We start from the raw sequence: 24,373 nt of genomic DNA, 5'->3' as shown, positions 1-24,373 counted from the left end.
ACAGGGGCGTAACGAGTATAAAAAATCACCAAAATCGAGAAATTCAAAATAGAGATTTTGCTAGGGGTTACCATTAATTTTTACTTATGAATTATCCCCCACAGCTTGCTACAACACTTCTCAAAAAAGAGAAAGGCGGCGCTTAGCGCCGCCTTTCTCTTTTAAGATCATGGGTGAGAATTAAGAGCATATAATTAAGATATGTAAAGACTTGTTGATTAAAATAGAATCATTACATTTTTGGCGATCGCGCTGAAAGCCAAAAAACAATAAAAACCCTCTAAATAATAAAACTTGGGATTGCTAAAGAGTTAATGACGTGCCCCACTCTGGGTATTGCCTCATTACCTAAAAATATTACATCTTTAGGAATGCCTAAAATTTTAATTAAAACTAAATTAAAAATAAATTAAAACTCAGAGATTAAATCCTATGTCTACCAATGATCCCCTAAATAATTCCAGCACCTCATCTGGTGACATATCTGAACCTATATCTGCTGTATCTGTTGGGTGCGATCGCATTCTTTATATCCGCCTCCCATGTAACCCAATTTTTCCGATTGGTGTAGTCTACCTATCCGATCACATTCATAAGGTTGCGCCCCATGTACAGCAAAATATTTTTGATTTAGGTACTGTGCCACCCCTCGATTTTTATGCGGCATTGGATCGGGCGATCGACAAGTTTCAACCAAATTTACTAGTATTCTCATGGCGTGATATTCAGATCTATGCACCCGTAGGCGGACGTGGCGGCAACCCTCTCCAAAATGCCTTTGAGTTTTACTATGCCAAAAACCCTTTCAAGAAATTGCGTGGGGCGGTCAATGGTTTACGCCTATTTACCTCTTACTACACCGAGCTTTGGCGCAACTCACAGTTAATCCGACGCGGGTTAAGTCGAGCGAGACGCTATCACCCAGAAGCCAGAGCTGTGATCGGTGGTGGCGCAGTCAGCGTGTTCTATGAGCAGCTAGGCAATGTGTTACCTAAAGGCACAATTATTTCCGTTGGTGAAGGGGAATCACTGCTAGAGCGTTTGGTGCAGGGACGAGAAATTGAAAGCGATCGCTGCTATGTAGTCGGGGAAACTAAACCTCGTCCTCGGCTGATCCATGAGGAACCTGCGCCCATTGAAAAGAGTGCCTGTGATTATGAATATATTGAATCGATCTGGGAAGATTTTAATTACTATTTCCGCGATCGTGACTTTTATATCGGGGTACAAACCAAACGCGGATGTCCCCATAATTGCTGCTACTGCATTTATACAGTCATCGAAGGTAAACAAGTTCGCATTAATCCTACCGATGAAGTCATTAAGGAAATGCGCCAACTCTATGATCGCGGCGTGCGTAATTTCTGGTTTACCGATGCTCAGTTTATTCCCGCCAAGAAATTCATTGATGATGCTGTGGAATTGCTAGAAAAAGTCAAAGCCTCAGGTATGACCGATATTCACTGGGCAGCCTACATTCGTGCCGACAATCTCACACCTTATCTCTGTAAATTAATGGTTGAGACGGGCATGAGCTATTTCGAGATCGGCATTACTAGTGGCTCTCAGGAATTAGTTCGTAAAATGCGGATGGGCTACAACCTCAAATCTGTCCTCCAAAACTGTCGTGACCTCAAGGCGGCGGGCTTCAATGAACTCGTATCGGTGAACTACTCCTTCAATGTTATTGATGAAACTTTAGAAACAATTCGCCAAACGATCGCCTATCACCGAGAACTAGAAGCAATCTTTGGAGCGGATAAAGTGGAACCTGCTATCTTCTTTATTGGCTTGCAGCCACACACCCATCTAGAAGACTATGCTTTTAAAAACAACATCCTCAAAGAAGGCTATAACCCTATGAGCATGATGCCTTGGACAGCCAAGAAACTGCTCTGGAATCCTGAGCCTCTAGGATCTTTCTTTGGCGAAGTCTGTTTAGAAGCATGGAAACGTGATGATGGTGATGACTTTGGGCGCACGGTGATGAATATCCTAGAGGAACGACTGGGACGCGCACCATTAGAGGAAGCCCTTGCTGCACCGATGAAGGAACTAGTGAGTGTCTAAAGAAATTAGATTGCACAAAGTGCAACCTAATTTGTTTACTGTCTATATATAGCGCTTTTCAAGCAAGCGAGGTACACAGGGTTGTGTCCCCGCCTTCGGTGGGGACACAACCACTTCATAGAACTCGGTACTATAAACCCGTTGTGCTTCTCTAAACGGTCAGCATAACAATCTGGTTTTTAATGTCAGTTCGACTCAGATACAAAGCATGGCTCAAATGGCTATATTGAACTTACGTTTAATTACAATCCAATATGTAAAAGTACTGTATTCACATTCAATACGGGGTTTTTTGATTTGAGAAATTGATGGTTAGCGATCGCGATCGTCTATCCTTTGTGCTTAAAATCACATCAACCAAAGCCTGAGATCACTTTTTCAATTAGGAAAACTAGCGATAATAATTCCATTAAGGGTTAAAGAAATCAGGAGCAAGGTCATGACAGAACTTACCATTGGCGGTTGCATTTTCAAGTCCTACGCTACGGTAATTGCCTTTCTATTTTTAATAGCCCTGCTCTGATTCCTTTTAAACTCGCAAGTTTTCGATATCTCCAAACAAAAATTTAAGCAGCTTACTCAAAAACGAATAGGCTGCTTTTTTATGATGTAAGGAGCTAACTATAAATCCTAAATGGTTGGTGGAAGCGCATCCTGAAGGGCAAGGATTTATTGTGGTAAGGATGGGCGACGCTTCGCGCCGCCCATCCTTTTACCTAGTTATTTTGTAGGTCTTGCTAAGATTTTTCGTAGATAAATGTATTACTAAGTAGGCAAGCATAAGTAAACTGAAGATAAGAATCCAAAATTTTTCAGGTATTAGCCACTTATCGCTATAGCTGCACTAGGTAAAAGTATTAACTTTTCTTTGGCATCACTACTTACTGGATAAATGTAAACTTGCCGCTATTACCGTCAGCTTCCATTTTGATTTGGGCAACATAAAACTGCTTCTGCACGATTTCGCCTTCGGGTGTGAAGGAAATCTCGCCTAGAGGAGTTTCATATTTACCAGCTAGCAAAGTGTCATTGAGTTGGGTACGAAGTTGAGGCAATGACAAAGTACTGACTTTGGTGGTTTTATCGAGAGTACTCAAAGCTTCGACAAATACTTGTACGCCTGTAAATGCTTGAGCGCTGAACTGAGGTGGTTCTTTTTTATTCTGTTCAGTATAGAGCTTACGGAATTCAGTATTAATAGGATTCTTCAGTTCGGGGCTGTAAGCTTGAGCAATGATGATGCCATCACAGAGAGCTTTACATACAGGTAGCAGATTGGAAGTATTGAGACCGTTTCCGCCAATAATTAGACCCTTATAACCAAGTTCCCGCAATTGTTTGACCAGATTGCCACCATCTGCGGATAAGCCAGAGATGATTACTAAATCAGGTTTAACATTAATTGCATTAGTTACTTGAGATTGGAAGTCTGTATCTGTAGTTTGGAAGGTTTGCACAGTAGCAAGTTCCAAACCTTTTTGCTTGACAGTTTCTTGGAAAGTACCTGTTTCCGATTTATTGAACGCATCATTTTGGGCATAGAAAACAGCTACTTTCTTAATCTGGGGATTGATTTTGAGAGCTGCATCGATCGCATTAGGTGCAACTACCGCGACAGGTGCGGATACTCGCGAAATATATTTACCGATTTGAGGAATACCCTTTGCTGTATTTGAGGCAGCAATGACGGGGACACCTGCACGTTCGGCGATCGGATCAGCCCCAAAAGCCTGTTGTGAAAGTGTGGGACCGACAATACCAACCACTTTATCTTGAGAAATTAGGGTGTTAAAGGCGTTGATTGCACCTTGCTCATCGCCTGCGGTATCTTGAAAAACTAGACGAATTGGTGTGCCATTAACGCCGCCTTTCTTGTTGAAATAGGCTTCAGCAATCTTAGCTCCCGTTACGCCTTCCTGTCCCAGTAGCGCCACATTGCTAGTTTGGGCAAACGCGATCCCTATAGGAATTGCAGTTTGAGCGCCACCTGTGTTGGGACTATTAGGAGTAGTTGTACTGGTGTTTGGCGTATTGCTCGTTGGGGTGCAAGCTACCGCTAAGATGCAGGACATCATCGCCGCGATCGCAAAGCTACAAAGTTGTTTGATTGTTTTTGTCATCAAGTTAGAAGCCTCAATTATTTTTTCTCAAATTAGTCTATAACTTTTATTGCAATTTTCACATTGACAAGAAACTGTGGCGCAGCTTTGCCGCGCTACAGTTTCTTATTACCCTCATTCTGTAACGATTAGGGCAGATGTCTCCTGAGACTCTGTGATACTTTGCGATCGCCTATTCTCGAAATATCAAAAAAGGATTGCGCGACAATGAAACTGTTGAGAATTCCACTCGTGACATTGGGGCTACTTTCAGCGAGCTTTAGCTACGACTTAAGCAAATCGATAGCCAAGGATTTACCAAAATCAGCGATCGCACTTAAAGACAAATACTCGGCCCTGAGCAACTCGACCATTATTGATCTCAAGTCTCTCACTGCAAATCCTAAGAAATACAATTTTTTTACGTTTAGACCCAACTTAGAGAAGCTGATTCTTTCTGGCGAGGCAAATACTCAGCATATCAGTATCCTTTGGTATACCATCCCCAATGGGAGTGTTGGGTTGCATTATCATTCGATGACTGAGTCTGTCTATACGATTAGCGGCTCACAGACTGATGCGAAAGGCGTTTATCCTACGGGTTCTCTTTATTTCAATCCGCCCGAAAGTGGTCACAAAATCTCTAATAGCACGGGCTTTTTTATCCTTGCCTACGCATCACCTCCTGATTTCAAAAACATAGATAAAATCAAGCCCTATACGCCTGTTCAAATCAATACGTTAGATCCTGATTTGGAAAACAAATATGCGTTTACTAATCCTAAAAGTGGTGTTAAGGTCTACAACATTCCTCTAGATCCTAATGGTGGTATGAGTTCTCAAATCATCAAAAGTACGTCACTAACCAGCTATGGATACTCAGGGAATTATCTACTTGTGCTTAAGGGAAGTTGCAATATTGACGGAAGAACTTTCAAGAAAGATATGTTGATCGTTGCAAAGACAATTAAAACGGAGTCTTACAAACTTAGAGCAACTAAAGATCAGTCTTGCTTGGCACTAGGGCTTTCCTTCTAGACCTACTAATAAATAAATGCGGCACTTCACGTCGCCTTTATTTATTGCTATAAGGTCAGTTCGGTTAAGCTGGCAAATTTTAACAGTCCAAAAGTAAAAGCCTTGCTAAGCAAGGCTTTTTGGTTTGTGAGAGAGGGTTTGCGTAGCAAACCCTCTCTCACAAACCGTTTCAAATTATCCCGAACTCACGTTAGGTTAAAAAACAAAAAGCAGAAAGAGTAAAAATAACTCTTTCTGCTTTTGTGAACTTTACAAAAATATTGCTTAGCAACATTTTTATGCGAGTATCAGCAAAAAAATTAAAGCAAGCCAGTATTTGTGTTTGGCTTACCTGTAGCTAGTTCAACCTTAAGAATTTTGCCACCCATTTTCATAATGCGTTGCTGTTCAGCGAACCAGTTGTCGTAGGAAACTAACTTCGTGAAATAGGTATTTTGCAACTCTCGTTGTGTACGTATGCGAGTTTGGCTAGGTACACAAGCAGTGATTTTAAAACTCCGCATAGCGGCAATCTCCTTCAGAGCCAATGATATTAAAAATAAATTACAAAGACAAATAAAAGTTAAATTTATCTGTCATAAGCGTTGGCGGCGAGATAGGAGCTTAAGCTACCTACCGCCGCCGCCTTGTAAATATTAATTAATTAGAAATTAAATTAATAAATAAATAGCAACAAACGCTATATCAGCAATTAGCTCAAGCCAGAGCTGATGTAATCAAGGTAGATACCCAATTCTTTACCAGCGTCAGAACCAACGATGCTAGCAGCAACTTCCTTGATCGCTTGAATTGCTTGAATGGTGGAAACTACAGGTACTCCAAGAGAGCTGTAGGTTTCTTTCAAGCCGTTGAGTACGCGCTCATCAAGAATAGATGCGTCACCAGCTAGCATTGCATAGGTTGCATAGCGGAGGTAGTAGTCGAGGTCGCGGATGCAAGCTGCATAACGACGGGTGGTGTACATGTTGCCACCGGGACGGGTAACATCAGAGTACAACAAGGACTTAGCAACAGCTTCCTTAACGATGGTTGCAGAGTTAGCAGCGATCGCTTGAGAAGCACGAACGCGAAGTTCGCCAGTTGCGAAATAATTCTTTAGCTTTTCCAGAGAAGCTGCATCAAGGTACTTGCCTTGAACGTCGGCGGAATTGATAACCGAGGTAATTGCGTCTTGTGCCATTTTTATATATTTTTTTAGGTTTGCAATTAATTTTTGAATTTAGAAATTAAGAAATCTGAATTGTCTCAAAACAAGCTATAAGTCAATTTTATAGAATTAAGTCTTAAAACAAATCAAGAATCGTCTTACTGCAATGCACCGATTACGTAATCGAAGTAGTAACCAGCTTCAGCTGCATCTTCACCAGAAAGTAAAGCAGATGCTGCATTCTTAAGACCACGCACACCTTCAGAAACAGCAGCGATAGGAGTACCGAGAGATCCGTACATTTCCTTAACGCCAACTAGACCAATTTCTTCGATTGGGGTTACATCACCAGATACAACTCCGTAAGTTACGAGGCGGAGGTAGTAGTCAAGGTCACGCAAGCAAGTTGCGGTTAGCTGTTCACCATATGCGTTTCCACCAGGAGAAACAACATCAGGACGCTTTTGGAAAAGTTGATCGCCAGCTTGCTTAACAATGCGCTCGCGGGATTCGGTCAAAGTTTGGGCAATGCGAAGACGACGCTCACCAGAGGTTACAAAGCTCTTAATGCGATCTAGTTCACCAGGGCTGAGGTAACGTGCTTCAGCATCTGCATTCACGATGGACTTCGTGACTACGCTCATTTAATTTTTTCTCCAATCAAAAATGTGAATAAAAACGATTGATGTGATGCCGTACCATGCAGATTGCCTTTAGCTTTAGCAATTTCTCTAGGAAACTACTAAAGATTTTAGAGGGTTCTCTGACATGGAGGGTTTCTTTGTCAAAGCAATGATTACCAGAACATTTTGAAGCATTGCGTTGTCCACAAGCTTTTCTTCATCACACTTCTTAACATTTGTTATGTTAGCACTAGAGTTGAAACACAGGATCAATTAGCTTGTAAGTATTGCTACAAAAAGGGTTGCGGCTCCACCAATGATCATTAAACCTGCGGGCATGAATTTTTTTGTTTTGAGGAAGCGCATCACAAAGACGATGACTAAGAGGGTTGCGATCGCGATACCAGCAATTTTGCCCCACCCTTGACCTTGGGCAGTGGCGATTCCTGATATCAGTAGTCCCACTCCACTGAGGCTGCCTGAGATGAGGGATATTTTGCTCTTGCTTTTGGCAAAACCGATGATGCCACCTGCGATCGCAACAATGCCATAGGCAAGCAGGGCAATTGCACTGGGAGAAAAGTTCATATAAAAGCAAAAATGTGAATAAAGCATTGCTTTGCAATGCTTTATTCACATTAAACCTAAATTTCCTCGCGGCGGGTAGTAAATAATCTAAGGCTTTTAAAGCGGGAAGATGTCGGACATAACTCCTGCGATGCGGTTGAGATAGGGGGCTGGATCAAGGGCTACCCAGCCATCACCTGATGGAACCATGATCTCAAAATGTAAGTGGGGACCTGTTGAACGTCCTGTCGAGCCGACAATCCCAAGTTGTTGTCCTTGAGCTACCTGTTGCCCTTGATAGACATAAATTGCTTCTAAATGGGCGTAGCGTGTGCCTGTGGAACCATGATCCAATTCGACGAGATTGCCATAGCCATCGCCCCACCCAGCAAAATCCACTCTGCCTGCTTTTGCTGCTAGTACAGGAGTGCCAAAGGGTGCGCCGAGGTCGATCCCACTATGAAATGACCAAATCGCCGTAACAGGATTCATGCGCCAACCATAGCCAGAAGTGACAGGAACAGAGTAGGGCAGAGGATAGCCCCCTGTTTGCATGATCACAGTTGGATTGTCAGAACCTCTAGAGGCGATCGCAGGATTGAAGGGAATAGGATCGGGTTTCCAGATGGCTCCGGGTACAAATACGACTTTAGGGCGGCGTTGACAGCCATTGCGCTCAAATAACACGTCGGCGCGAATATTGTATTTTTTGGCAACGGTGGTGTAGTTTTCCTCATTTTTAAAGCGATAGGTCAAGCCATCCAGAGGTGGGATTGATAGGGTTTGCCCCACTGTGACGCTGCCACTGCGAACTTCTGGGTTTAGTCCCATCAAGGTTGCAGTTTTGAGGTTATATTGCTTGGCGATCGCTTCGAGGGTTTCGCCTTGTTTGACTTTGTGTTGGGTGAGATCATCAAGGGGTGGCTTGCCACATAGTTCTTCTGCTTCTTTGGCGTTAGACTCATCGGTGGGAGTGGTGGGTTTTGATGAGGTTGCAAAGGCTGGCAAGGGAAAGAAACTAGCGATCGCAACTACCAAAAATAAGGGTGAGAGCAGGAAATTTTTCCAATAAGGCTTCATGGACTGTTAACTAGCGTTATTTATGGAGGTGTTAATCGAGGAATGTGTGAGAGGAGATCAGTCGAGTTAGGGATTTAACAAAAAATGTAACAAAATATAAAGACTTATGATAAGAATCTTTACAATACAATGCTTTAACATTTTCGCAGCGATCGGTTCTGGATTAACACCACCAATCTGGTGATTTCTATTTTTAGAAAAATGATAGTTCGCGCTATATGAGCCACCATCATTTTCCTAATGTAATCTGAACTCTATTTTTAAAATCCGCTTTGGGGTTAGGATCAAAAATGCAAAACACCTCTCATCTCACTAGATTTAATTCTCATAATTTATGACAACTTCACTAGCTTCCGTTAGTAAAGAGCAACTCCAAACCTTCTTAGATATTGCTACTGAGGCAGCTTGTGCGGGTGGAGCAGTACTTAGATCCTATCTCGGAAACCTCCAAGAGAAGGAAGTCGAAGAGAAACGCCCTGGGGATTTAGTGACGATCGCTGACAAAGAATCGGAAGCAACCGTTCTCTCGATTTTGCAACGCCACTTTCCTGATCATGGCATTTTGGCAGAAGAGTCAGGTGTATTGGGAAATAGTGATAGTCCATATTTATGGGCGATCGATCCCCTTGATGGCACAACTAATTTTGCCCATCAGTATCCATTCTCATCGGTATCGATCGCCTTATTAATTGATGGAATTCCTTCCGTGGGCGCGATTTATGATCCGTTTCGCGATGAGATTTTTCGTGCTGCCACAGGCTTAGGCGCAACTCGTAATCGTGTGCCGATTCATGTTTCCAAAACGACAGAACTTAGTCGCAGTCTACTAGTAACAGGGTTTGCCTATGATCGCACCCTTGTTGAAGACAATAACTATGCTGAGTTTTGCCATTTCACTCATCTCACTCAAGGCGTAAGACGTGGTGGTTCCGCCGCGATGGATTTGGCTTATGTTGCCTGTGGTCGTTTAGATGGCTATTGGGAGCGCGGTTTATCTCTGTGGGATTTAGCGGCTGGCGTAGTGGTGGTGCGTGAGGCTGGGGGCATAGTTACAGCATATGATGGCAGCGAACATATTCCTAAGTCGGGAAGATTGCTTGCAACTAATGGGCATTTACATCAGCAAATGATTGATGAGTTAGCGTTGATTAAGCCTTTACCCTTTAAGTTTCCCTTTGGAAGATAGCCTTTGACTTTGCTCAGCTAGCATTAATTTCGTAGGCTGAGCGAAGTCGAAGCTAAGGAAGTGGCAAACGTTCCATTAGATAGCAAAGACAATCTTGTCGAATAATATCGGTGTCGAGAGTTAGCATTGATGGCATAGCTGCGATTTTTAATTTGATTTCGCCATTGTCGATTTGGAAATAGCGATCGCCTTTTTCTTCACCATCTTCACTCAAGGCTGACAAATAGGCTCTTTCAGATTTTGCTTTGCCAAAGTTTGCCCCAATTGGTAATTCGCAAAAATTGAGGCAATCCATCTCCGTAGGAAAAGTGATGTCATCGTTAGGATTGCTATCAAAACTGAAATTAATTTCTTCAGGTACTTTAACGATCGCCACGGTGTGAAATAAATCAATATCAGCGATCAGCGAGTCTGGCAAACTATCAAAACTATCAAGATTGAGGCAAGTTTCCATAAATTCCAAGGCATGGGTCGTGCCATCAGGAACATCAGGCTGACCACATTCCACAACGATGGAGGGGCAAAAATGTCCAAAAGCAAAGGACTGTACTGTTTTAGGACTGGTGTAATAAACAACGGTCTTGCCAAATAGTCTCGCCAGTTTCCGAAAATCCTTCTCTAAATGCGTAATGCAGCCGTAATGAGGATTCCTGCCCGTATTATTATGCACATCGATGCTGGCAAATACTCCACGCGATCGCATTTCATCGATTACCTGTTGTGCCATGTGATGCTCTGGCGAGTCCCCTGTTTGCCAGATGCGATTGTAGTCAGGCTGATTGGGTAAATGTCTGAGGCGATATCTTGCGGCGGAAACGTTACCGATAAATACTGATAGCGATCGCGGTAGCCTTTTATCTTGATATTTTCGCAGTAGTTCACGAATTGCTAACCAACTGGTAGTTTCATTACCATGTAGCAAAACTGAAACGAATAATGGTGGTTGGCGATCGCCTTCTAAATGGATTAGTGTGGGGCGCTCAAGTATTTTGTAAAGTTGATCGGACTCAAGATCGAGTAAACCGTCGGGCAAGCGATCGAAAACGTCAAGCATGGCAAACAAAAATTAGAAAACACCCAATAGTAACCAGCATAAACGCAAAAGAGAGAGTCGATGCTAAGCATCGACTCTCTCTTAAAGCAATTGAGGAGCACCAAATGGCGCTCCTCAATTTAAATGCAGGATAAAAATAATTGCACTTAATAGAAAATAAACAAGAATCTAGCCAACTAATAAGTAATTAAAAAAATAAATAATTAAAATTAGTAGGTCAGACCCAAGCTACGGCTGGTTTCAGCACCAAGATAGACACGGACGCTTAGGAAGTCAGTGGGGCAAGCAGTTTCGCAACGTTTGCAACCAATGCAGTCCTCAGTACGGGGAGAAGAAGCGATTTGAGCCGCTTTACATCCATCCCAAGGAACCATTTCCAAAACATCACAAGGACAGGCACGCACGCATTGTGTGCAGCCGATACAGGTGTCATAAATTTTGACTGCATGCGACATATTGCTATTGCTCCAATCAATATATGTACCTATTTAGGCACGGGATGTTTAAAACCAAGTTTATCGTAGTGGTTTACATTCAATGATCAGATTGTGAGATAACTTAAAACAAATTAATATTTGAGGCAAAAAGTAAGTTTTTAGATTGATTTTATTTGCTGGGGCATTAATCAAACATTAATTCGACATAGCCATTTGCAAAGTGCTTAGCACTTTGCAAATGGCTATGTCGAACTCACATTAGTGTGAGGAGGCTTTGCCGCAACACAATTAGGGTTTGCTGCGAGGATATTCGGCTAAGACTTGTTTGAGATATTTGCCAGTGTAAGATTTCTTAACTTTTGCCACCTGTTCGGGCGTACCTTCTGCAATCACCTCACCTCCGCGATCGCCGCCTTCAGGACCTAGATCGATAATCCAATCCGCACAGCGAATCACATCGAGATTATGCTCAATGGTGATGATGCTATTGCCTTTATCGACGAGACGCTGCATGACATCTAGCAATTTATGCACATCGTAAAAGCTTAAACCTGTGGTTGGCTCATCGATTAAATAGAGAGTTTTGCCTGTGGCGCGTCGTGCTAATTCAGTGGCAAGCTTCACCCGTTGAGCTTCACCACCTGAGAGGGTGGGAGCAGACTGACCGAGACGCACATAGCCTAAGCCCACATCCACCAGCATTCCCAACTTGGCATGGGCGGAGGGAATATTTTCAAAAAAGTGCATCGCTTCTTCGATGGTCATATCGAGGACATCGGCGATCGTTTTTTCCTTGTACTTAACTTGCAGCGTCTCGCGGTTATACCTTGCGCCTTTGCAGACATCGCACTGCACATAGACATCGGGCAGAAAATTCATGGAAATGATATTTACGCCTTGACCCGAACAAGCTTCGCAACGTCCACCTTTGACATTAAAGGAAAATTGTCCTGCCTTGTAGCCGCGAGTTTTCGCCGCCGTTGTCAGCGCAAAGGTTTCACGGATCACATCGAATAGTCCTGTATAGGTGGCAGGATTAGATCGGGGCGTGCGTCCGATGGGAGATTGATCGATGACGATGAATTTATCAAGGTGTTTTAGCCCTTTGACTTCATCTATACCTTTAGGAACTGGCACTTTCCGCGAAAAGTTGTGTTCGAGGGAATGGTGCAGCAGGTCGTTAATTAAGGTAGATTTGCCTGATCCTGACACGCCTGTGATACAGACCAATTTGCCAAGGGGAATCTTGACATTAATATTTTTGAGATTATTCAAATAAGCATTACAAATTTCTAAATGTTTGCCATTGCCTTCGCGCCGTTCCGCAGGGGTATAAATTTGTTTTTGTTTAGAGAGATAGGCTCCAGTGAGGGATTCAGGATTTTTTTCAATATCCTTAACACTTCCCTGCGCGACAATTCGCCCACCATGCACGCCTGCCCCCGGTCCGATGTCTACGAGATAATCAGCCGCCCGAATCGTTTCTTCGTCATGCTCAACCACGATTAAGGTATTGCCGAGATCCCGCAGTTTGGTTAATGTGGCAAGCAATCGCGAGTTATCCCGTTGATGCAGTCCAATGCTCGGTTCATCCAATACATAGAGAACCCCTGTTAAGCCTGAACCGATCTGAGTAGCAAGGCGAATCCGTTGGGCTTCGCCGCCAGAGAGGGACATGGTGGAACGATCAAGGGTCAGGTAATCTAAACCGACATCTAATAAAAACTGCAATCGTGCTTCGATTTCTTGCAATACGCGATCGCCGATTTGCTTAGTTCTAGCATCAAGATTGAGATTTTTGAGACGGTCTAAACAAGTGCCAATGGGAGCCGATACAAAATCAATAATATTAAATCCGCCAATCCGCACCGCAAGGGATTCGGGCTTGAGGCGCGTACCTTCACAAGTGGCGCAGGGTTGCTCGATCAGATAATTCTCTAACTTTTGCCTTTGCGATTCGCCTGCCTCCTTGTACTGTTGCTCAAGCATAGCGATCGCCCCTTCATAGCGTTTGTAATAGCCCTCAGCGCGATCGCGATAAAGGGAATCAGGCTTAATTAAAATCTTCTCCGTAGTGCCATAGAGAATAATATCAATCTGGGCTTGAGAGAGCTTTTCCCAAGGGGTATTAATTTCAAAGCCTGCATATTCGCCCACACTCGATAGGAGCGAAATGTAATAGGTATGGGTTTTATCAGCCCAAGGTGCGATCGCGGCATATACGGGCAAAGAGGGATCGGGAACGATCAATTCAGGATTAAAGGTTTTGATACTTCCCAATCCATGACAGGCAGGACAAGCACCATAGGGAGAATTGAAGGAGAACATCCTCGGTGATAGTTCTTCCATGACTGCGCCATGTTCAGGACAGGCAAAGTTTTCTGAGAAAGTAAGTAAGCTACTTACTTTCTCGGATTTAGGTGCTGGTGATGAGGGATTCAAAATCTCTACCATTGCAATCCCTTCCGCCCGTTTTAAACAGGTTGCGAGGGAATCGGTTAAACGCTCTTGAATGTCATCTTTGCGAACTAAGCGATCGACGACAATTTCAATATCATGGATTTTATTCTTATCCAATTCGATATTGTCGCTCAGTTCCCGCACTTCGCCATCAATGCGAACTCTGCCAAAACCTTCCGAAGCCAGACTTGCTAATAACTTTTTATGGGTTCCCTTTTTGCCACGAATTACAGGCGCAAGTAATTGGAAGCGCGTGCGATCGCTTAATTCCATAATCGTATCCACCATGTGATCGATGCTCTGGGGCGCAATATTGCGATCGCAGATCGGACAGTGGGGCGAACCTGCGCGACCAAACAATAATCGCAAATAGTCATAAATCTCCGTAACCGTGCCGACCGTCGAGCGCGGATTATGGGAAGTCGATTTTTGGTCAATGGAAATCGCAGGACTTAAGCCCTCGATGTAGTCCACATCAGGCTTATCGACTTGTCCTAAAAATTGCCGCGCATAGGCACTGAGCGATTCCACATAGCGGCGCTGACCTTCGGCAAAAATCGTATCAAAGGCGAGGGATGATTTGCCAGAGCCAGATACACCTGTAAACACGATCAGGCGATCGCGGGGAATCGTCAGGTCAATATTTTTGAGGTTGTGCTGTCTCGCACCTCTAACATGGATATGAGTATGGTCTGGCATTCGCAGCAATATAAAAGAGTTAGCTATATCCTAACTATAACTAAGCACTGATTGGCATTTCCAAAGAAGCGATCGCCCGACGAGCCGCGTCAAGGTCATAGGGGAAAGGATGGCGACGGGGTTGGTAATCTTTGGCATAGGGCGCACCGTGACGCAAAACTGCATTGACCATCACACAGGGTTGATCACTGAGATTAATGGCGGCGTGCGGCACATTGGGAGGAATCGTCACCACCGCAGGGCGATATTCGCTCAGAGGAATATATTGATATTGGCGATCGCTTAGCACTACGAGGACAAAACTCCCACGCACTACCAAAAGTTGATCGGTCTGGAAATGATGCACAAACAAATCATCGATCGCCCCTGCGGCAATCTGGACAAGCATGGTTTCATGACTTGACTGCGGTGTATAAAACTCCGCCATTCCATTTTTCATTGAGGAAAGATAGCGAATTTCCACTTTTCTTTGGATAGATCTGTTTGTAGCCATTGAGACCTCCGCAATGTTGCGATGTGTAGGGATTAAAAATGGCAAAGCCATTTTTAATCCCAAAGAGAATTGGGATAAGTCTAGATTAAGCGATCAATTTTTAATTTTTGTTACAAAAAAGACGAATATGCTTTTTTGTGCATGGGTGAACGATCGCCGCTAATTGGTGCGATAAAGTGCGAAACTTATCGTTGGTGAATTGCAAACATTTGAGCTACGAGTTTGAAACAAGAATCTTTAGGCAAATCTTCAGGTAAATCTTCAGGGCGTTCTTCTTACTGGCAGATGCGAGATTACGTTTATCCGCAACGTTTTCTAATCGCTAAAGCATTCCTATGTACATTAGTTTTTATTGGCACAATGCCACTCCTTGCCGAACTGCTAGGACGAGTCGCACAGGCTCTAGGTAAGGGGGATGTTACTGCAATTTTGCAGATAGCGGCTTTTACCGTAATTATGTTTGTATTTCGGGGACTGGGGCAGTATGGGCAAGACTCGATGATGGCAAAGGCAGCACTAAATGCGGCAAGGGACTTGCGCGTTGATGTGTATTCCCATTTGCAAACCCTTGATTTGGAATATTTCGCCGAATCACGGACTGGAGATTTGTCCTATCGTCTGACTGAAGACATCGATCGCATTGGCGAAGTCATCGGCAAATTTTTCCATCAGTTTGTGCCGTCAGTACTGCAATTGATTTTTGTGCTGGCGTACATGATCTATTTGAATTGGATTTTGACGCTGACAACTCTAGCGGTTGCGCCTTTGATCGCCTTGTTAATTGCATGGTTTGGCGATCGCATGTTGAGCCTCAGCCGCCGCAGTCAAGATCAAGTTTCTAATCTCGCAGCCCTCTTATCAGAAATCTTTAGCGGCATTCGCCTTGTTCGCGCCTTTGCTACAGAATCCTATGAAATCGAGAGATTTAAAGAAGAATCAGAGCAGAATAGCCGTCGTAAATATGCCGCCGATCGCGTTCGCGCTATTCAATATCCCGTGGTTGGTTTTTTGGAAGCCGCAGGAATTTGCTTTTTGTTCTTATTAGGAGGTTGGTTAATTGCCAACAATTGGCTCAAGCCTGAACAGTTTGTTGCCTTTGGTGCAGGTGTAGCTTTATTAATTGATCCCATTGCCAATACCACCAATAGCTACAACGAACTCAAGCAAGCAGAAGCTTCCGTCGATCGCATTTTCGAGATTTTTGAGATCAAACCTGTTGTCATCGAGAAGCCTAACGCGATCGCCCTGCCTGAAGTCACAGGCAAAGTGGAGTATATTAACGTTGGTTTCCATTATCAAAGCGATCGCCCTGTGCTGACAGATATTAATCTTGTAGCCAATAAAGGTGAAGCGATCGCCTTAGTCGGTGCATCGGGTGCAGGGAAATCCACCTTGATGAGCCTCTTGATGCGGTTCCATGATGTGAAATCTGGTCAGATTCTCATTGATGGCTATGACATTCGCGATATCCAAATCAAAAGCCTGCGCCGTCAGTTAGCCCTTGTTCCCCAAGAAAATATCCTCTTCTCAGGAACCGTTGCTTCTAATATTGCCTTTGGACAGAAGGATTATGATGCCCAAGCAGTGGAGAATGCAGCAAAAATTGCTAATGCCCATGACTTCATTATGGAACTTCCCCAAGGTTATGATACTTGGGTAGGAGAGAGAGGCGTGAATCTCTCTGGTGGTCAGCGTCAACGTATTTCCATCGCTAGAGCCGTTCTCCACAATCCCAAGATTCTGATCTTGGATGAAGCAACTTCGGCACTCGACACAGAATCCGAAAGTCTTGTCCAAGAAGCATTACAGCGCTTAATGCAAGGTCGCACGGTATTCATCATCGCCCATCGCTTAGCAACCATCAGAAATAGCGATCGCATTATCGTTCTAGAACAAGGTCAAATCGTGGAATCAGGAACCCATGACGAACTGCTGCAAAAAGCAGGACGCTACGCCCAATTACATTCTCGCCAGTTTGATACAATAGGTTTTGGTTAAAACTTCATAATGTCGTGTCAAGGTAACTTTCCATGATCTTCATTAACCCTAAAATTGACTTTGCTTTCAAAAAAATCTTCGGTTCCGAAGATAGCAAAGATATCTTGATCAGCTTCTTAAATGCGCTCATTTATGAAGAAAAGTCAGTCATTCAAGATCTAGAAATTCTAAATCCTTACCTTGCACCCAAAATTCGCGGCGTTAAAGATACTTATCTCGATATCAAGGCAAAAATTAAGGATGTAGATGGTAGCGATCGCACTGTAATTATCGAGATGCAGGTCTTGAATGTAGAGGGCTTTGAAAAGCGCATTTTATATAATGCCGCAAAATCCTATTCCACCCAACTCACATCGGCTCAAAGCTATAACCTACTCAACCCCGTCATTGCGCTAACAATTACTGATTTCGTAATGTTTGCAGATCTAGGAAGCGTCACTTCAAGATTTGTCTTAAAAGAAAAAGATTTTTTGATTGACTATCCGATCTATGACATTGAATTGATTTTTGTAGAACTTCCTAAGTTCAAAAAACAATTATCAGATTTAGAAACTATCGTCGATAAATGGCTGTTTTTCCTCAATCAAGCACGATCACTTCCTGATATCCCTGAAGTTATGGGTGAAATTCCTGAAATCAAAAAAGCCTTTTATATTGCAAATCAAGCCAATCTCACCCTTGAAGAGTTAGAAGATCAGGAAAAAAGTGAAATCTTTATTCAGGATCAACGTGGGGCTATTTCTAAGGCGATCAAGGATGGTTTTCAGCAAGGTATCCAACAAGGTATTGAGCAAGGTATCCAGCAAAATAAAATTGAGATGGCTAAAAAAATGTTAAACCTAGTTGATGATCAAACAATTTGTCAAGTTACGGGTTTATCTCTTGCGGAGATAGAAACACTAAAGCAATCCAATCTTTAGCGTAATATGATCAAACGCTTGTAATTTTTGGGGTTTGTGGAAGCGCACCCCGAAGGGGTGCGCTTCCACAAACCATTTAGGATTGCTATATAAGCTCACAAAAATTTTTAATTAACTGTTTTTAGAATGTCTCCAAGTACCGATCCCAAAAATCTCTCAACCCTATTAGAACGCGGCGTTGTCGAAATATTTCCCAATAATGAATCCGAGAACCTCCGCGATCGCATTCAAAAGAGCGATCGCCCCCTCCGCATTAAATTAGGTATCGATCCCACCCGTCCCGACTTGCATCTCGGACATACCGTTGCCCTGCGAAAACTGCGCCAATTTCAAGATGCAGGACATAAGGCAGTATTAATTATTGGTGACTTCACGGCTCAAATCGGCGATCCCACAGGACGCTCTGAAGCCAGACCTCGCCTCACCCCTGAAGAAGTTGCCTACAATGCCGAAACCTATTTAGATCAGGCTAAGAAAATTCTGGATTTTTCCAGCGATCGTTTTGAGTTGCGCCGCAATGGTGAATGGTTAAATAAACTGGATTTGCAGCAAATCATTACCTTGCAAGCGAGTATGACCGTCGGGCAGATGCTTGCCAAAGAAGGATTTAGCGATCGCTATGAAAAGGGCAATCCGATTTACCTGCATGAATTTCTGTACCCATTGTTGCAAGGCTATGACTCAGTAGCGATCGATTCTGATGTGGAGCTAGGTGGCACTGACCAAAAGTTTAATATTCTAGTCGGACGCGATCTACAACTAAAAGACCCCAATCGTCAAGGTAAACCTGCCCAATTTGGACTATTATTACCCTTGCTAGTGGGTTTAGATGGTGTACAAAAAATGTCTAAATCCCTTGGTAATTATGTCGGACTCACCGATGAGCCTTTGAGTATGTACTCTAAGCTCGAAAAAGTCCCCGATGCCCTTGTGGATAAATATTTCGAGCTACTCACCGATATTGATCTCGCCACTTTGCCCGCAAACCCTCGCGAAAAGCAAAAACAATTGGCTCTAGCGATCGTCAGTCAATACCATAGCCCCGAAGCCGCACTCCAAGCTCAACAGGATGCCGAAAAAATCGTCCTCGCTGGTAATACGACCGATCTCGGTGATATTCCTGAGTTTGATTTGATGCAAATTAATTTCCCTGCCCCCTTGCATTACTTAGTTAAGGCATCGGGACTTTGCAAAAGTAATAGTGAAGCCCAAAGCCAAATCAAAAATGGTGCTGTCAAACTCGATGGTGAAAAATTAGGCGATCGCACCTTTGCCAATGTTGAAGAATTATCAGGTAAGGTCTTACAAGTCGGTAAGAAAAAGTTTCTACGATTAACCTAATCAAAAAAGGAGCGCTATGCGTTCCTTTTTTTTGATTAGAGAAGTATTTATCTTGTTTCTTCTTTTTTTTCCCGATCCTTTAACTGTTCTCTTAAAGCACGTAGCGTTGAAGAAATAGAGTTAAATGTCTCGTCTTGCAATAAGGCATTGAGGGTTGCCTGTGCTTTGGCTGCCTCAGGACCTGTACCACTAGCGGTATTAGTAAGCTCGGTAACTAACGCATTAAAAGCAGTAATTGCCTGAAAGAATTTAGTCCCATCAACCGCAGCAACTCCGATGGTTTCCGAAGGTGTGGCTTCATTGCCAAAAGGGATCAACAAAGTTAATGCCGCCACCAGTTGTCTGGCAGGTCTGCCATCACTCAAATCCAGCCCCAATCCTGTCAATTTATTGACTAGGTTAGTTTGTGCAGTATTAATTTCAGGGCTGTTAAAACTAACTTTTCCTTTGTCTCCAGTCAAGAGGAAGACAAAGTCTTTGATCGCAGGGTTGCCTTGAGCTAAGGGATTTAAGACTGGCAAACTCTTCGTATTCAGTTCACCCAGAATGAACTTCTGACCTTCAAGGGTGATAAACACCTTAGTTCTTGACATATTGTCAAACAAACCACCATCGGGAGCACCAGAACCAAAGTTGTTGTACAAAACACTATTGCCTGGTGCAATTGGTGTGGTTCCTGCAAAAACGGGTGCTATTCCTGCAAAGCAGAGTGAAGAAGCAAGAAGCGATAGAAATGTTTTCTTCATATTAAATTCAGGGCTAGGTTGTTTCAGAGCGATCGCAATTGATCAAACGAATTTAGAATTACCAAGGCGAATGGCTGAGTGCTTACTTACGACCAGTATAGTTAAATCCATAGCTAACACCTAAGATCACCTGAGTACCTGCATCGCTATTGTTAGTGACATCAGAATAGGTCAGCGTAATATTTAAAGGTACGGTCGGATCAGGCAAGAATCCTAAGCCAAAGTTCAAGCCCTGTCCTGACCAAGCAGTACTAGCCCCCCACTGTGGGGCAAACTGGTATCCCAGATTAGCAAAAACACCAACACCGTCATTACTGGTAGATTTGCGATAAGTGCCACCACCAACACCCAAAGTTGCAATCAAAGGTTTAGGGCTGTCCAAATTTTCAGGATCAGTTAATTGGGAAATTGTGGCTGCCCCATAGACCGAGGAAGGTGTACCCCCCGCATTGGTTCCATAGTTAGCAAAGTTGGTCCAACCAACAGCTACCCCAATCTGTCTATAAAAGTCTTCATAAACGATTCTATGTACTTTGAGGTCAAAGGAACCATTAGAACCAAAGTTACGAATACTATTGATATTGAATACACCTTCAAGGGCGAGATACTTGCTAGCATCTCCCAAACCAGTACCCATAGAGACACTGCCGTCAACAGTATCCCTCAGCCTGCCAGCCGTAGAACCAAAAATACCAATGAAGGCATCACCAGTTTCTAGACCAAACCCAACAGGAGTTCCAGCATTCAATGATGGTGTATAAATACGCTTAATGAATACGTTTTGGGTTTGAGTCGTAATCGGACGAATAAGCAGTTGTTGACGAATAATATCAGGCGAGTTAGATGTTGTCGTGCCTGATTGGGCAATAGTTTTAGTAGATTGAGCGATGTCTACAAGATTGTTATCAAGCGTTGTAGGGATAGAGATGGAAGAGCTAGTCTTAAAAGCAATAGGTTGAGCAAAAAGATCGCCTTGAGAATCTTTGAGATCCTTCGCAGTATAGGGTCTCCTATTCGTAACAACTGGAGAGTTAGTTACTTTTGTTTTTGTGTTTGCGGAATTAGTTACTTTTGTTCTTGCGGATGGAGAACTGACTACCTTAGTTTTCGGAGAATTAGAATTGTTTACCTTATCCTTGGTGACTTTTGACTGCGAAGAGATATTCTTTGACTGAGCAAAGACATCATTGCCCTGATCGATCGCACCCAACCCAATCACTGCTCCTGTGCATACCAGAAGCAATTTCTTTATCGTAAAGCTTCTCTTTAGCATTTATATTCCTCACCCATGAGCTAACTTTGCTGAACTTAATGAAATCGTGCAATCCTAGACTCAAGACACTCAGAGAAACCGTCGATTCTCATTAAAACAACACAAAAATGAAATATTTTTTGGATTTTAGCACGAATTCTTTTGCGCTTAAGGCTTCCAATCTTACATTATGATGCCCTTAGATGTCATTAACTAAATTAACTAAATAGTTGTTTTTTTATTGGATGTTGCTAAGTAGTAATAGTACTTAACTGCATCGCACAGGCTAATACATTACCCATTCACGCAGCTTAGTGATCAATCTAGACATTGAAAAATTAAATTGGTGGAGTTAAATCTTGAGATTAGCTAGGCACTTTACTAAGAGACTGCGCGCTGAGCTAAATATAGTTTTACGCTCGCTTGATCTGCTACCAAAAGATGCAAGGGTTTTAGTGGCAGTATCTGGTGGACAGGATTCGCTATGTTTGGCAAAACTTTTGGCGATGCATCAAGCAAAATTCAACTGGAATCTCACAATTGCTCATTGTGATCACCAGTGGCGGAGTGACTCTAGTGCTAATGCTAGTCATGTGGAAATGATTGCCAAGGAATGGGGAATTGATTTTTGTGTAAGAGTTGCGGAAACAACGCTAAAAAGTGAGGCAGGGGCGAGGGAATGGCGCTATGCAATGCTCGTAGATATGGCACAGAATCGCCAATGTAGCTATGTGGTCACAGGGCATACCCGTAGCGATCGCGTTGAAACCCTGCTATACAACCTCATGCGAGGGAGTGGGGCAGATGGTCTGGCGGCGTTAACTTGGAAGCGATCGCTGACACCTGAAATTAATTTAGTACGACCTTTGTTAAATGTCAGCCGCTACGAGACCGCAGAGTTTTGCCGTGAAAATCAAATTCTTGTGTGGGAAGATAGCACCAATCAAAATCTAGACTATCGCCGCAATCGTTTGCGTTTAGAGACGATTCCTTACTTACAAGAGCATTTCAATCCTCAGTTAGAAATTGCGATCGCGCAAACTGCCGAACTTTTGCATAGTGATGTGGGCTATCTGGAGAGTCAGGCTAGCAATTTTTTTGAAGAGAATGTTTCTGTAATTTGGGATGAGCAAAAACCTCGTTTACATCGTCAACTCTTGCAACGACAACCTTTGGCTCTACAGAGAAGAATTGTGAGACAGTTTCTGTCGCGCTATTTAGTCCATCAAATAAATTTTGAGGATGTAGAGCGATTATTGCATTTGCTAGATGCACCCAATCGCTCGCAAAGTGAACCATTCAAGGGCAGTATCTCTGCCTTTGTAGAACATCCTTGGATTGTTCTTCATAATAGTTAGCAAGGACACAAAACATCCCCGCTAACTAACGCGAGTTCGGGATAATTTGAAACGGGCTTTGAGAGAAGGGTTGCTACGCAAACCCTCTCTCAAAGCCCAAAAGTAAAAGCCTTGCGTAGCAAGGCTTTTACTTTTGGGCTTTTAAAATTTGCTAGCTTAACCCGAACTGACGTTAACTATTTACCGCCAAGGGCAATTAGGGCAAGGAAACTACCACTATTCCAGAGGCAATGTAATAGCATTGATGAGAGTAGATTTTTAGAGCGCCAGTAGACAAAACCCATCACAATTCCCAAAACACTCAAGGGAATAATATCAGCGAGATTTAAATGGGCTAAAGCAAACAAAAAACCACTCAAAGCGATCGCACCCCAAACGGGTAAAAACTTAGTTAGTGAAGGTAATAGAAATCCTCGAAATAGATATTCCTCAAAGAAGGGCGCAGCGATCGCCAAAGTTGTCCAAAGTAGGAACTTAGGCAAAATATTTTGGCTCTCAATCAAGATTGGTAATAGAGGATTGCCACCACCTTGACCTTGGAGGAATTTCTGGCTAATCACAGAAGCAATTAAGACTAGCGGAACCGCGGCAAAATATCCACCAATCCCCCATAGAATCCATTGCGGCGAAGTAATCTTAAAGCGAAACCAACCTTCGGGTAAGGGGCGATAGTCTGCGAGGCTGGTGCTTAAAATTGGGAGCATAGGTATAACTGAGAGCGTATAGGGAAGCAGTACTAGTAAAGACTGCAAGGTAAAATCTTCACTGGCTCTAGATTCAATTCCTAATATCTCAAAGATTACAGGTAGAACAAACTGAGTCATTAAACAAAAGGCAGTAAACCATAAAACCATTACTTCCCAAGTTGTTCCAATTCCCCAAGGTACTTGCCAAGTGATTTGATGAGAAGTTTGTTCATTATCAGTTTGAGGGTGGGTATAGAAGGGAGAGGATTTGCGAAAGAAAATCCATTGAACTAGTAGCCCCAACCAAACTAAAACACCGAAACCACCACCAATTAAAGGAATAGAATTAATAATAACTAGGCGGTTAATTGCCGCATTAACTTCTATTTGGGCTTGTTTTTCAAGTTCAGGTAACTTCTCTTGTCTTTGTTGAGCTTCATATACTTTAGCAAGAGCAACTTTACGATACCAGCCATTAAGGGTATGCCGCAGTTGAGTTTCAGCGTTAGGGAATAACATTGTCGGTTCTGACCATAATCCTTGCAAAATTTGGGCAGTTAACCCATAGCTAGTTAGGGATTCTCCCTCTAATTCTTTGACACTTGCCCATGTAGCGATCGCTCCTTGAATGTCGCCAGTTTGGACTTGTAGCAATCCTGTCCGCACACTAATTTCAATGATATTGTTTAGTTTCTTTTGGTATTGTTTGGATAGAGACTGTGAATTATCCGTTTCATCCTTGATGTTTAGAGATAGGCGATCGAGGGCAGATTTATTTGCCTGTAGGACTTCTTGATAACTTCTGAGGGATTGTGTATAAATATCCTGCGTATTACCATCGCTAATTAAGGATTGGAATAGATCCCCGACTGAATTCTCTTGTGCTGTATTGGTAATCTGTGTGGCTTGCAAAATTAAATCTGTTTGCAATAAATCTAATTTTGTCTGTTCCTGTGGATTGTTCCAACTTGCTTGTAACGTGAGGAAAATAAAGAAAACAGATAATAAGCTGAGAATACTTAACAGTAATGACTTTGCATTCAAAGATTTATTGTTTAACGACTTAGAATCCATTCTTTTATTTCTGTTGTTTTAGGCAATAGGACGGGGCAAAGCACT

At 43.0% G+C, this 24,373-nt stretch carries 21 protein-coding genes; 8 read left to right on the top strand and 13 right to left on the bottom strand.

The window, feature by feature from the left end:
* Positions 1 to 432: 432 nt before the first annotated feature.
* Positions 433 to 2,070, top strand: coding sequence for a photosystem II high light acclimation radical SAM protein (locus tag NMG48_RS05435; RefSeq protein WP_271254317.1), 1,638 nt, complete (start codon positions 433 to 435; stop codon positions 2,068 to 2,070).
* Between the two features lie 881 nt (positions 2,071 to 2,951).
* On the opposite strand, the gene NMG48_RS05430 is transcribed toward NMG48_RS05435, so the two are convergent.
* Positions 2,952 to 4,190, bottom strand: a complete 1,239-nt coding sequence (locus NMG48_RS05430; RefSeq protein WP_271254316.1) for an ABC transporter substrate-binding protein — start codon at positions 4,188 to 4,190, stop codon at positions 2,952 to 2,954.
* Positions 4,191 to 4,406: 216 nt separating this feature from the next.
* Between NMG48_RS05430 and NMG48_RS05425 the strand changes: the two genes are divergently transcribed.
* A complete protein-coding gene (locus NMG48_RS05425) occupies positions 4,407 to 5,207 on the top strand; it encodes a cupin domain-containing protein (protein ID WP_271254315.1) in 801 nt (266 codons plus the stop codon).
* Positions 5,208 to 5,506: 299 nt separating this feature from the next.
* Here NMG48_RS05425 and NMG48_RS05420 read toward each other — a convergent pair whose 3' ends face one another.
* From NMG48_RS05420 to NMG48_RS05400, 5 genes are all read right to left on the bottom strand, one after another.
* Positions 5,507 to 5,710, bottom strand: a complete 204-nt coding sequence (locus NMG48_RS05420; RefSeq protein ID WP_126388752.1) for a phycobilisome linker polypeptide — start codon at positions 5,708 to 5,710, stop codon at positions 5,507 to 5,509.
* Between the two features lie 188 nt (positions 5,711 to 5,898).
* Positions 5,899 to 6,387 carry an allophycocyanin subunit beta gene (gene apcB, locus NMG48_RS05415; protein WP_126388754.1) on the bottom strand — a complete coding sequence of 163 codons (489 nt, stop codon included), beginning with the start codon at positions 6,385 to 6,387 and terminating at the stop codon, positions 5,899 to 5,901.
* Positions 6,388 to 6,512: 125 nt separating this feature from the next.
* Positions 6,513 to 6,998: an allophycocyanin subunit alpha gene (gene apcA / locus NMG48_RS05410; protein WP_126388756.1), complete on the bottom strand. Its 486-nt coding sequence runs from the start codon at positions 6,996 to 6,998 to the stop codon at positions 6,513 to 6,515.
* 252 nt (positions 6,999 to 7,250) lie between these two features.
* A complete protein-coding gene (locus tag NMG48_RS05405; protein ID WP_271254314.1) occupies positions 7,251 to 7,565 on the bottom strand; it encodes a TMEM14 family protein in 315 nt (104 codons plus the stop codon).
* A gap of 96 nt (positions 7,566 to 7,661) precedes the next feature.
* A complete protein-coding gene (locus NMG48_RS05400; protein ID WP_271254313.1) occupies positions 7,662 to 8,624 on the bottom strand; it encodes a peptidoglycan DD-metalloendopeptidase family protein in 963 nt (320 codons plus the stop codon).
* Positions 8,625 to 8,958: 334 nt separating this feature from the next.
* Between NMG48_RS05400 and NMG48_RS05395 the strand changes: the two genes are divergently transcribed.
* Positions 8,959 to 9,810 carry an inositol monophosphatase family protein gene (locus tag NMG48_RS05395; protein WP_169363575.1) on the top strand — a complete coding sequence of 284 codons (852 nt, stop codon included), beginning with the start codon at positions 8,959 to 8,961 and terminating at the stop codon, positions 9,808 to 9,810.
* A 52-nt stretch (positions 9,811 to 9,862) separates the two neighbouring features.
* Here the strand turns inward: NMG48_RS05395 and NMG48_RS05390 are convergent, their stop codons facing one another.
* From NMG48_RS05390 to NMG48_RS05375, 4 genes are all read right to left on the bottom strand, one after another.
* The gene (locus tag NMG48_RS05390) at positions 9,863 to 10,864 is read right to left on the bottom strand and encodes a M14 family metallopeptidase (protein ID WP_271254312.1); all 1,002 of its coding nucleotides are present in this window, start codon (positions 10,862 to 10,864) and stop codon (positions 9,863 to 9,865) included.
* A gap of 209 nt (positions 10,865 to 11,073) precedes the next feature.
* A complete protein-coding gene (gene psaC, locus NMG48_RS05385; protein WP_126388766.1) occupies positions 11,074 to 11,319 on the bottom strand; it encodes a photosystem I iron-sulfur center protein PsaC in 246 nt (81 codons plus the stop codon).
* 270 nt (positions 11,320 to 11,589) lie between these two features.
* On the bottom strand, positions 11,590 to 14,460 hold the full coding sequence (uvrA, locus tag NMG48_RS05380; protein WP_271254311.1) for an excinuclease ABC subunit UvrA: 2,871 nt from the start codon (positions 14,458 to 14,460) through the stop codon (positions 11,590 to 11,592).
* 40 nt (positions 14,461 to 14,500) lie between these two features.
* Positions 14,501 to 14,953 carry a dTDP-4-dehydrorhamnose 3,5-epimerase gene (locus tag NMG48_RS05375; RefSeq protein WP_271254310.1) on the bottom strand — a complete coding sequence of 151 codons (453 nt, stop codon included), beginning with the start codon at positions 14,951 to 14,953 and terminating at the stop codon, positions 14,501 to 14,503.
* Between the two features lie 13 nt (positions 14,954 to 14,966).
* Between NMG48_RS05375 and NMG48_RS05370 the strand changes: the two genes are divergently transcribed.
* The 4 genes from NMG48_RS05370 (at position 14,967) to tyrS (ending at position 19,212) form a co-directional block, all read left to right on the top strand.
* On the top strand, positions 14,967 to 15,116 hold the full coding sequence (locus NMG48_RS05370; RefSeq protein WP_271254309.1) for a hypothetical protein: 150 nt from the start codon (positions 14,967 to 14,969) through the stop codon (positions 15,114 to 15,116).
* A gap of 122 nt (positions 15,117 to 15,238) precedes the next feature.
* A complete protein-coding gene (locus NMG48_RS05365) occupies positions 15,239 to 16,951 on the top strand; it encodes an ABC transporter ATP-binding protein (protein WP_271255243.1) in 1,713 nt (570 codons plus the stop codon).
* 32 nt (positions 16,952 to 16,983) lie between these two features.
* On the top strand, positions 16,984 to 17,871 hold the full coding sequence (locus NMG48_RS05360; protein ID WP_271254308.1) for an Rpn family recombination-promoting nuclease/putative transposase: 888 nt from the start codon (positions 16,984 to 16,986) through the stop codon (positions 17,869 to 17,871).
* A 126-nt stretch (positions 17,872 to 17,997) separates the two neighbouring features.
* A complete protein-coding gene (tyrS, locus tag NMG48_RS05355) occupies positions 17,998 to 19,212 on the top strand; it encodes a tyrosine--tRNA ligase (protein ID WP_271254307.1) in 1,215 nt (404 codons plus the stop codon).
* A 47-nt stretch (positions 19,213 to 19,259) separates the two neighbouring features.
* Here tyrS and NMG48_RS05350 read toward each other — a convergent pair whose 3' ends face one another.
* Both NMG48_RS05350 and NMG48_RS05345 read right to left on the bottom strand, forming a co-directional pair.
* Entirely contained in the window at positions 19,260 to 19,958 is a 699-nt protein-coding gene (locus NMG48_RS05350) for a hypothetical protein (protein ID WP_271254306.1), read from the bottom strand.
* Between the two features lie 82 nt (positions 19,959 to 20,040).
* A complete protein-coding gene (locus NMG48_RS05345) occupies positions 20,041 to 21,231 on the bottom strand; it encodes a hypothetical protein (protein ID WP_271254305.1) in 1,191 nt (396 codons plus the stop codon).
* A gap of 434 nt (positions 21,232 to 21,665) precedes the next feature.
* Between NMG48_RS05345 and tilS the strand changes: the two genes are divergently transcribed.
* Entirely contained in the window at positions 21,666 to 22,568 is a 903-nt protein-coding gene (tilS, locus tag NMG48_RS05340; protein ID WP_271254304.1) for a tRNA lysidine(34) synthetase TilS, read from the top strand.
* A gap of 176 nt (positions 22,569 to 22,744) precedes the next feature.
* Here the strand turns inward: tilS and NMG48_RS05335 are convergent, their stop codons facing one another.
* Entirely contained in the window at positions 22,745 to 24,298 is a 1,554-nt protein-coding gene (locus NMG48_RS05335) for a CPBP family intramembrane glutamic endopeptidase (RefSeq protein ID WP_271254303.1), read from the bottom strand.
* Between the last annotated feature and the right edge of the window lie 75 nt (positions 24,299 to 24,373).

Origin of the sequence: Pseudanabaena sp. Chao 1811 (genome assembly GCF_027942295.1) — a bacterium.
Classification (GTDB): Bacteria; Cyanobacteriota; Cyanobacteriia; order Pseudanabaenales; family Pseudanabaenaceae; genus Pseudanabaena.
The sequence above is the reverse complement of the archived record's forward strand: the minus strand, read 5'-3'. Positions and strand labels throughout refer to the sequence as shown.

What these genes read in the sequence shown, in the direction of transcription:
- NMG48_RS05435 (WP_271254317.1), top strand. Translation starts at nt 433, where the DNA reads ATGTCTACCAATGATCCCCTAAATAATTCCAGCACCTCATCTGGTGAC.
- NMG48_RS05430 (WP_271254316.1), bottom strand. Translation starts at nt 4,190, where the DNA reads ATGACAAAAACAATCAAACAACTTTGTAGCTTTGCGATCGCGGCGATG.
- NMG48_RS05420 (WP_126388752.1), bottom strand. Translation starts at nt 5,710, where the DNA reads ATGCGGAGTTTTAAAATCACTGCTTGTGTACCTAGCCAAACTCGCATA.
- apcB (WP_126388754.1), bottom strand. Translation starts at nt 6,387, where the DNA reads ATGGCACAAGACGCAATTACCTCGGTTATCAATTCCGCCGACGTTCAA.
- apcA (WP_126388756.1), bottom strand. Translation starts at nt 6,998, where the DNA reads ATGAGCGTAGTCACGAAGTCCATCGTGAATGCAGATGCTGAAGCACGT.
- NMG48_RS05405 (WP_271254314.1), bottom strand. Translation starts at nt 7,565, where the DNA reads ATGAACTTTTCTCCCAGTGCAATTGCCCTGCTTGCCTATGGCATTGTT.
- NMG48_RS05400 (WP_271254313.1), bottom strand. Translation starts at nt 8,624, where the DNA reads ATGAAGCCTTATTGGAAAAATTTCCTGCTCTCACCCTTATTTTTGGTA.
- NMG48_RS05395 (WP_169363575.1), top strand. Translation starts at nt 8,959, where the DNA reads ATGACAACTTCACTAGCTTCCGTTAGTAAAGAGCAACTCCAAACCTTC.
- NMG48_RS05390 (WP_271254312.1), bottom strand. Translation starts at nt 10,864, where the DNA reads ATGCTTGACGTTTTCGATCGCTTGCCCGACGGTTTACTCGATCTTGAG.
- psaC (WP_126388766.1), bottom strand. Translation starts at nt 11,319, where the DNA reads ATGTCGCATGCAGTCAAAATTTATGACACCTGTATCGGCTGCACACAA.
- uvrA (WP_271254311.1), bottom strand. Translation starts at nt 14,460, where the DNA reads ATGCCAGACCATACTCATATCCATGTTAGAGGTGCGAGACAGCACAAC.
- NMG48_RS05375 (WP_271254310.1), bottom strand. Translation starts at nt 14,953, where the DNA reads ATGGCTACAAACAGATCTATCCAAAGAAAAGTGGAAATTCGCTATCTT.
- NMG48_RS05370 (WP_271254309.1), top strand. Translation starts at nt 14,967, where the DNA reads ATGTTGCGATGTGTAGGGATTAAAAATGGCAAAGCCATTTTTAATCCC.
- NMG48_RS05365 (WP_271255243.1), top strand. Translation starts at nt 15,239, where the DNA reads ATGCGAGATTACGTTTATCCGCAACGTTTTCTAATCGCTAAAGCATTC.
- NMG48_RS05360 (WP_271254308.1), top strand. Translation starts at nt 16,984, where the DNA reads ATGATCTTCATTAACCCTAAAATTGACTTTGCTTTCAAAAAAATCTTC.
- tyrS (WP_271254307.1), top strand. Translation starts at nt 17,998, where the DNA reads ATGTCTCCAAGTACCGATCCCAAAAATCTCTCAACCCTATTAGAACGC.
- NMG48_RS05350 (WP_271254306.1), bottom strand. Translation starts at nt 19,958, where the DNA reads ATGAAGAAAACATTTCTATCGCTTCTTGCTTCTTCACTCTGCTTTGCA.
- NMG48_RS05345 (WP_271254305.1), bottom strand. Translation starts at nt 21,231, where the DNA reads ATGCTAAAGAGAAGCTTTACGATAAAGAAATTGCTTCTGGTATGCACA.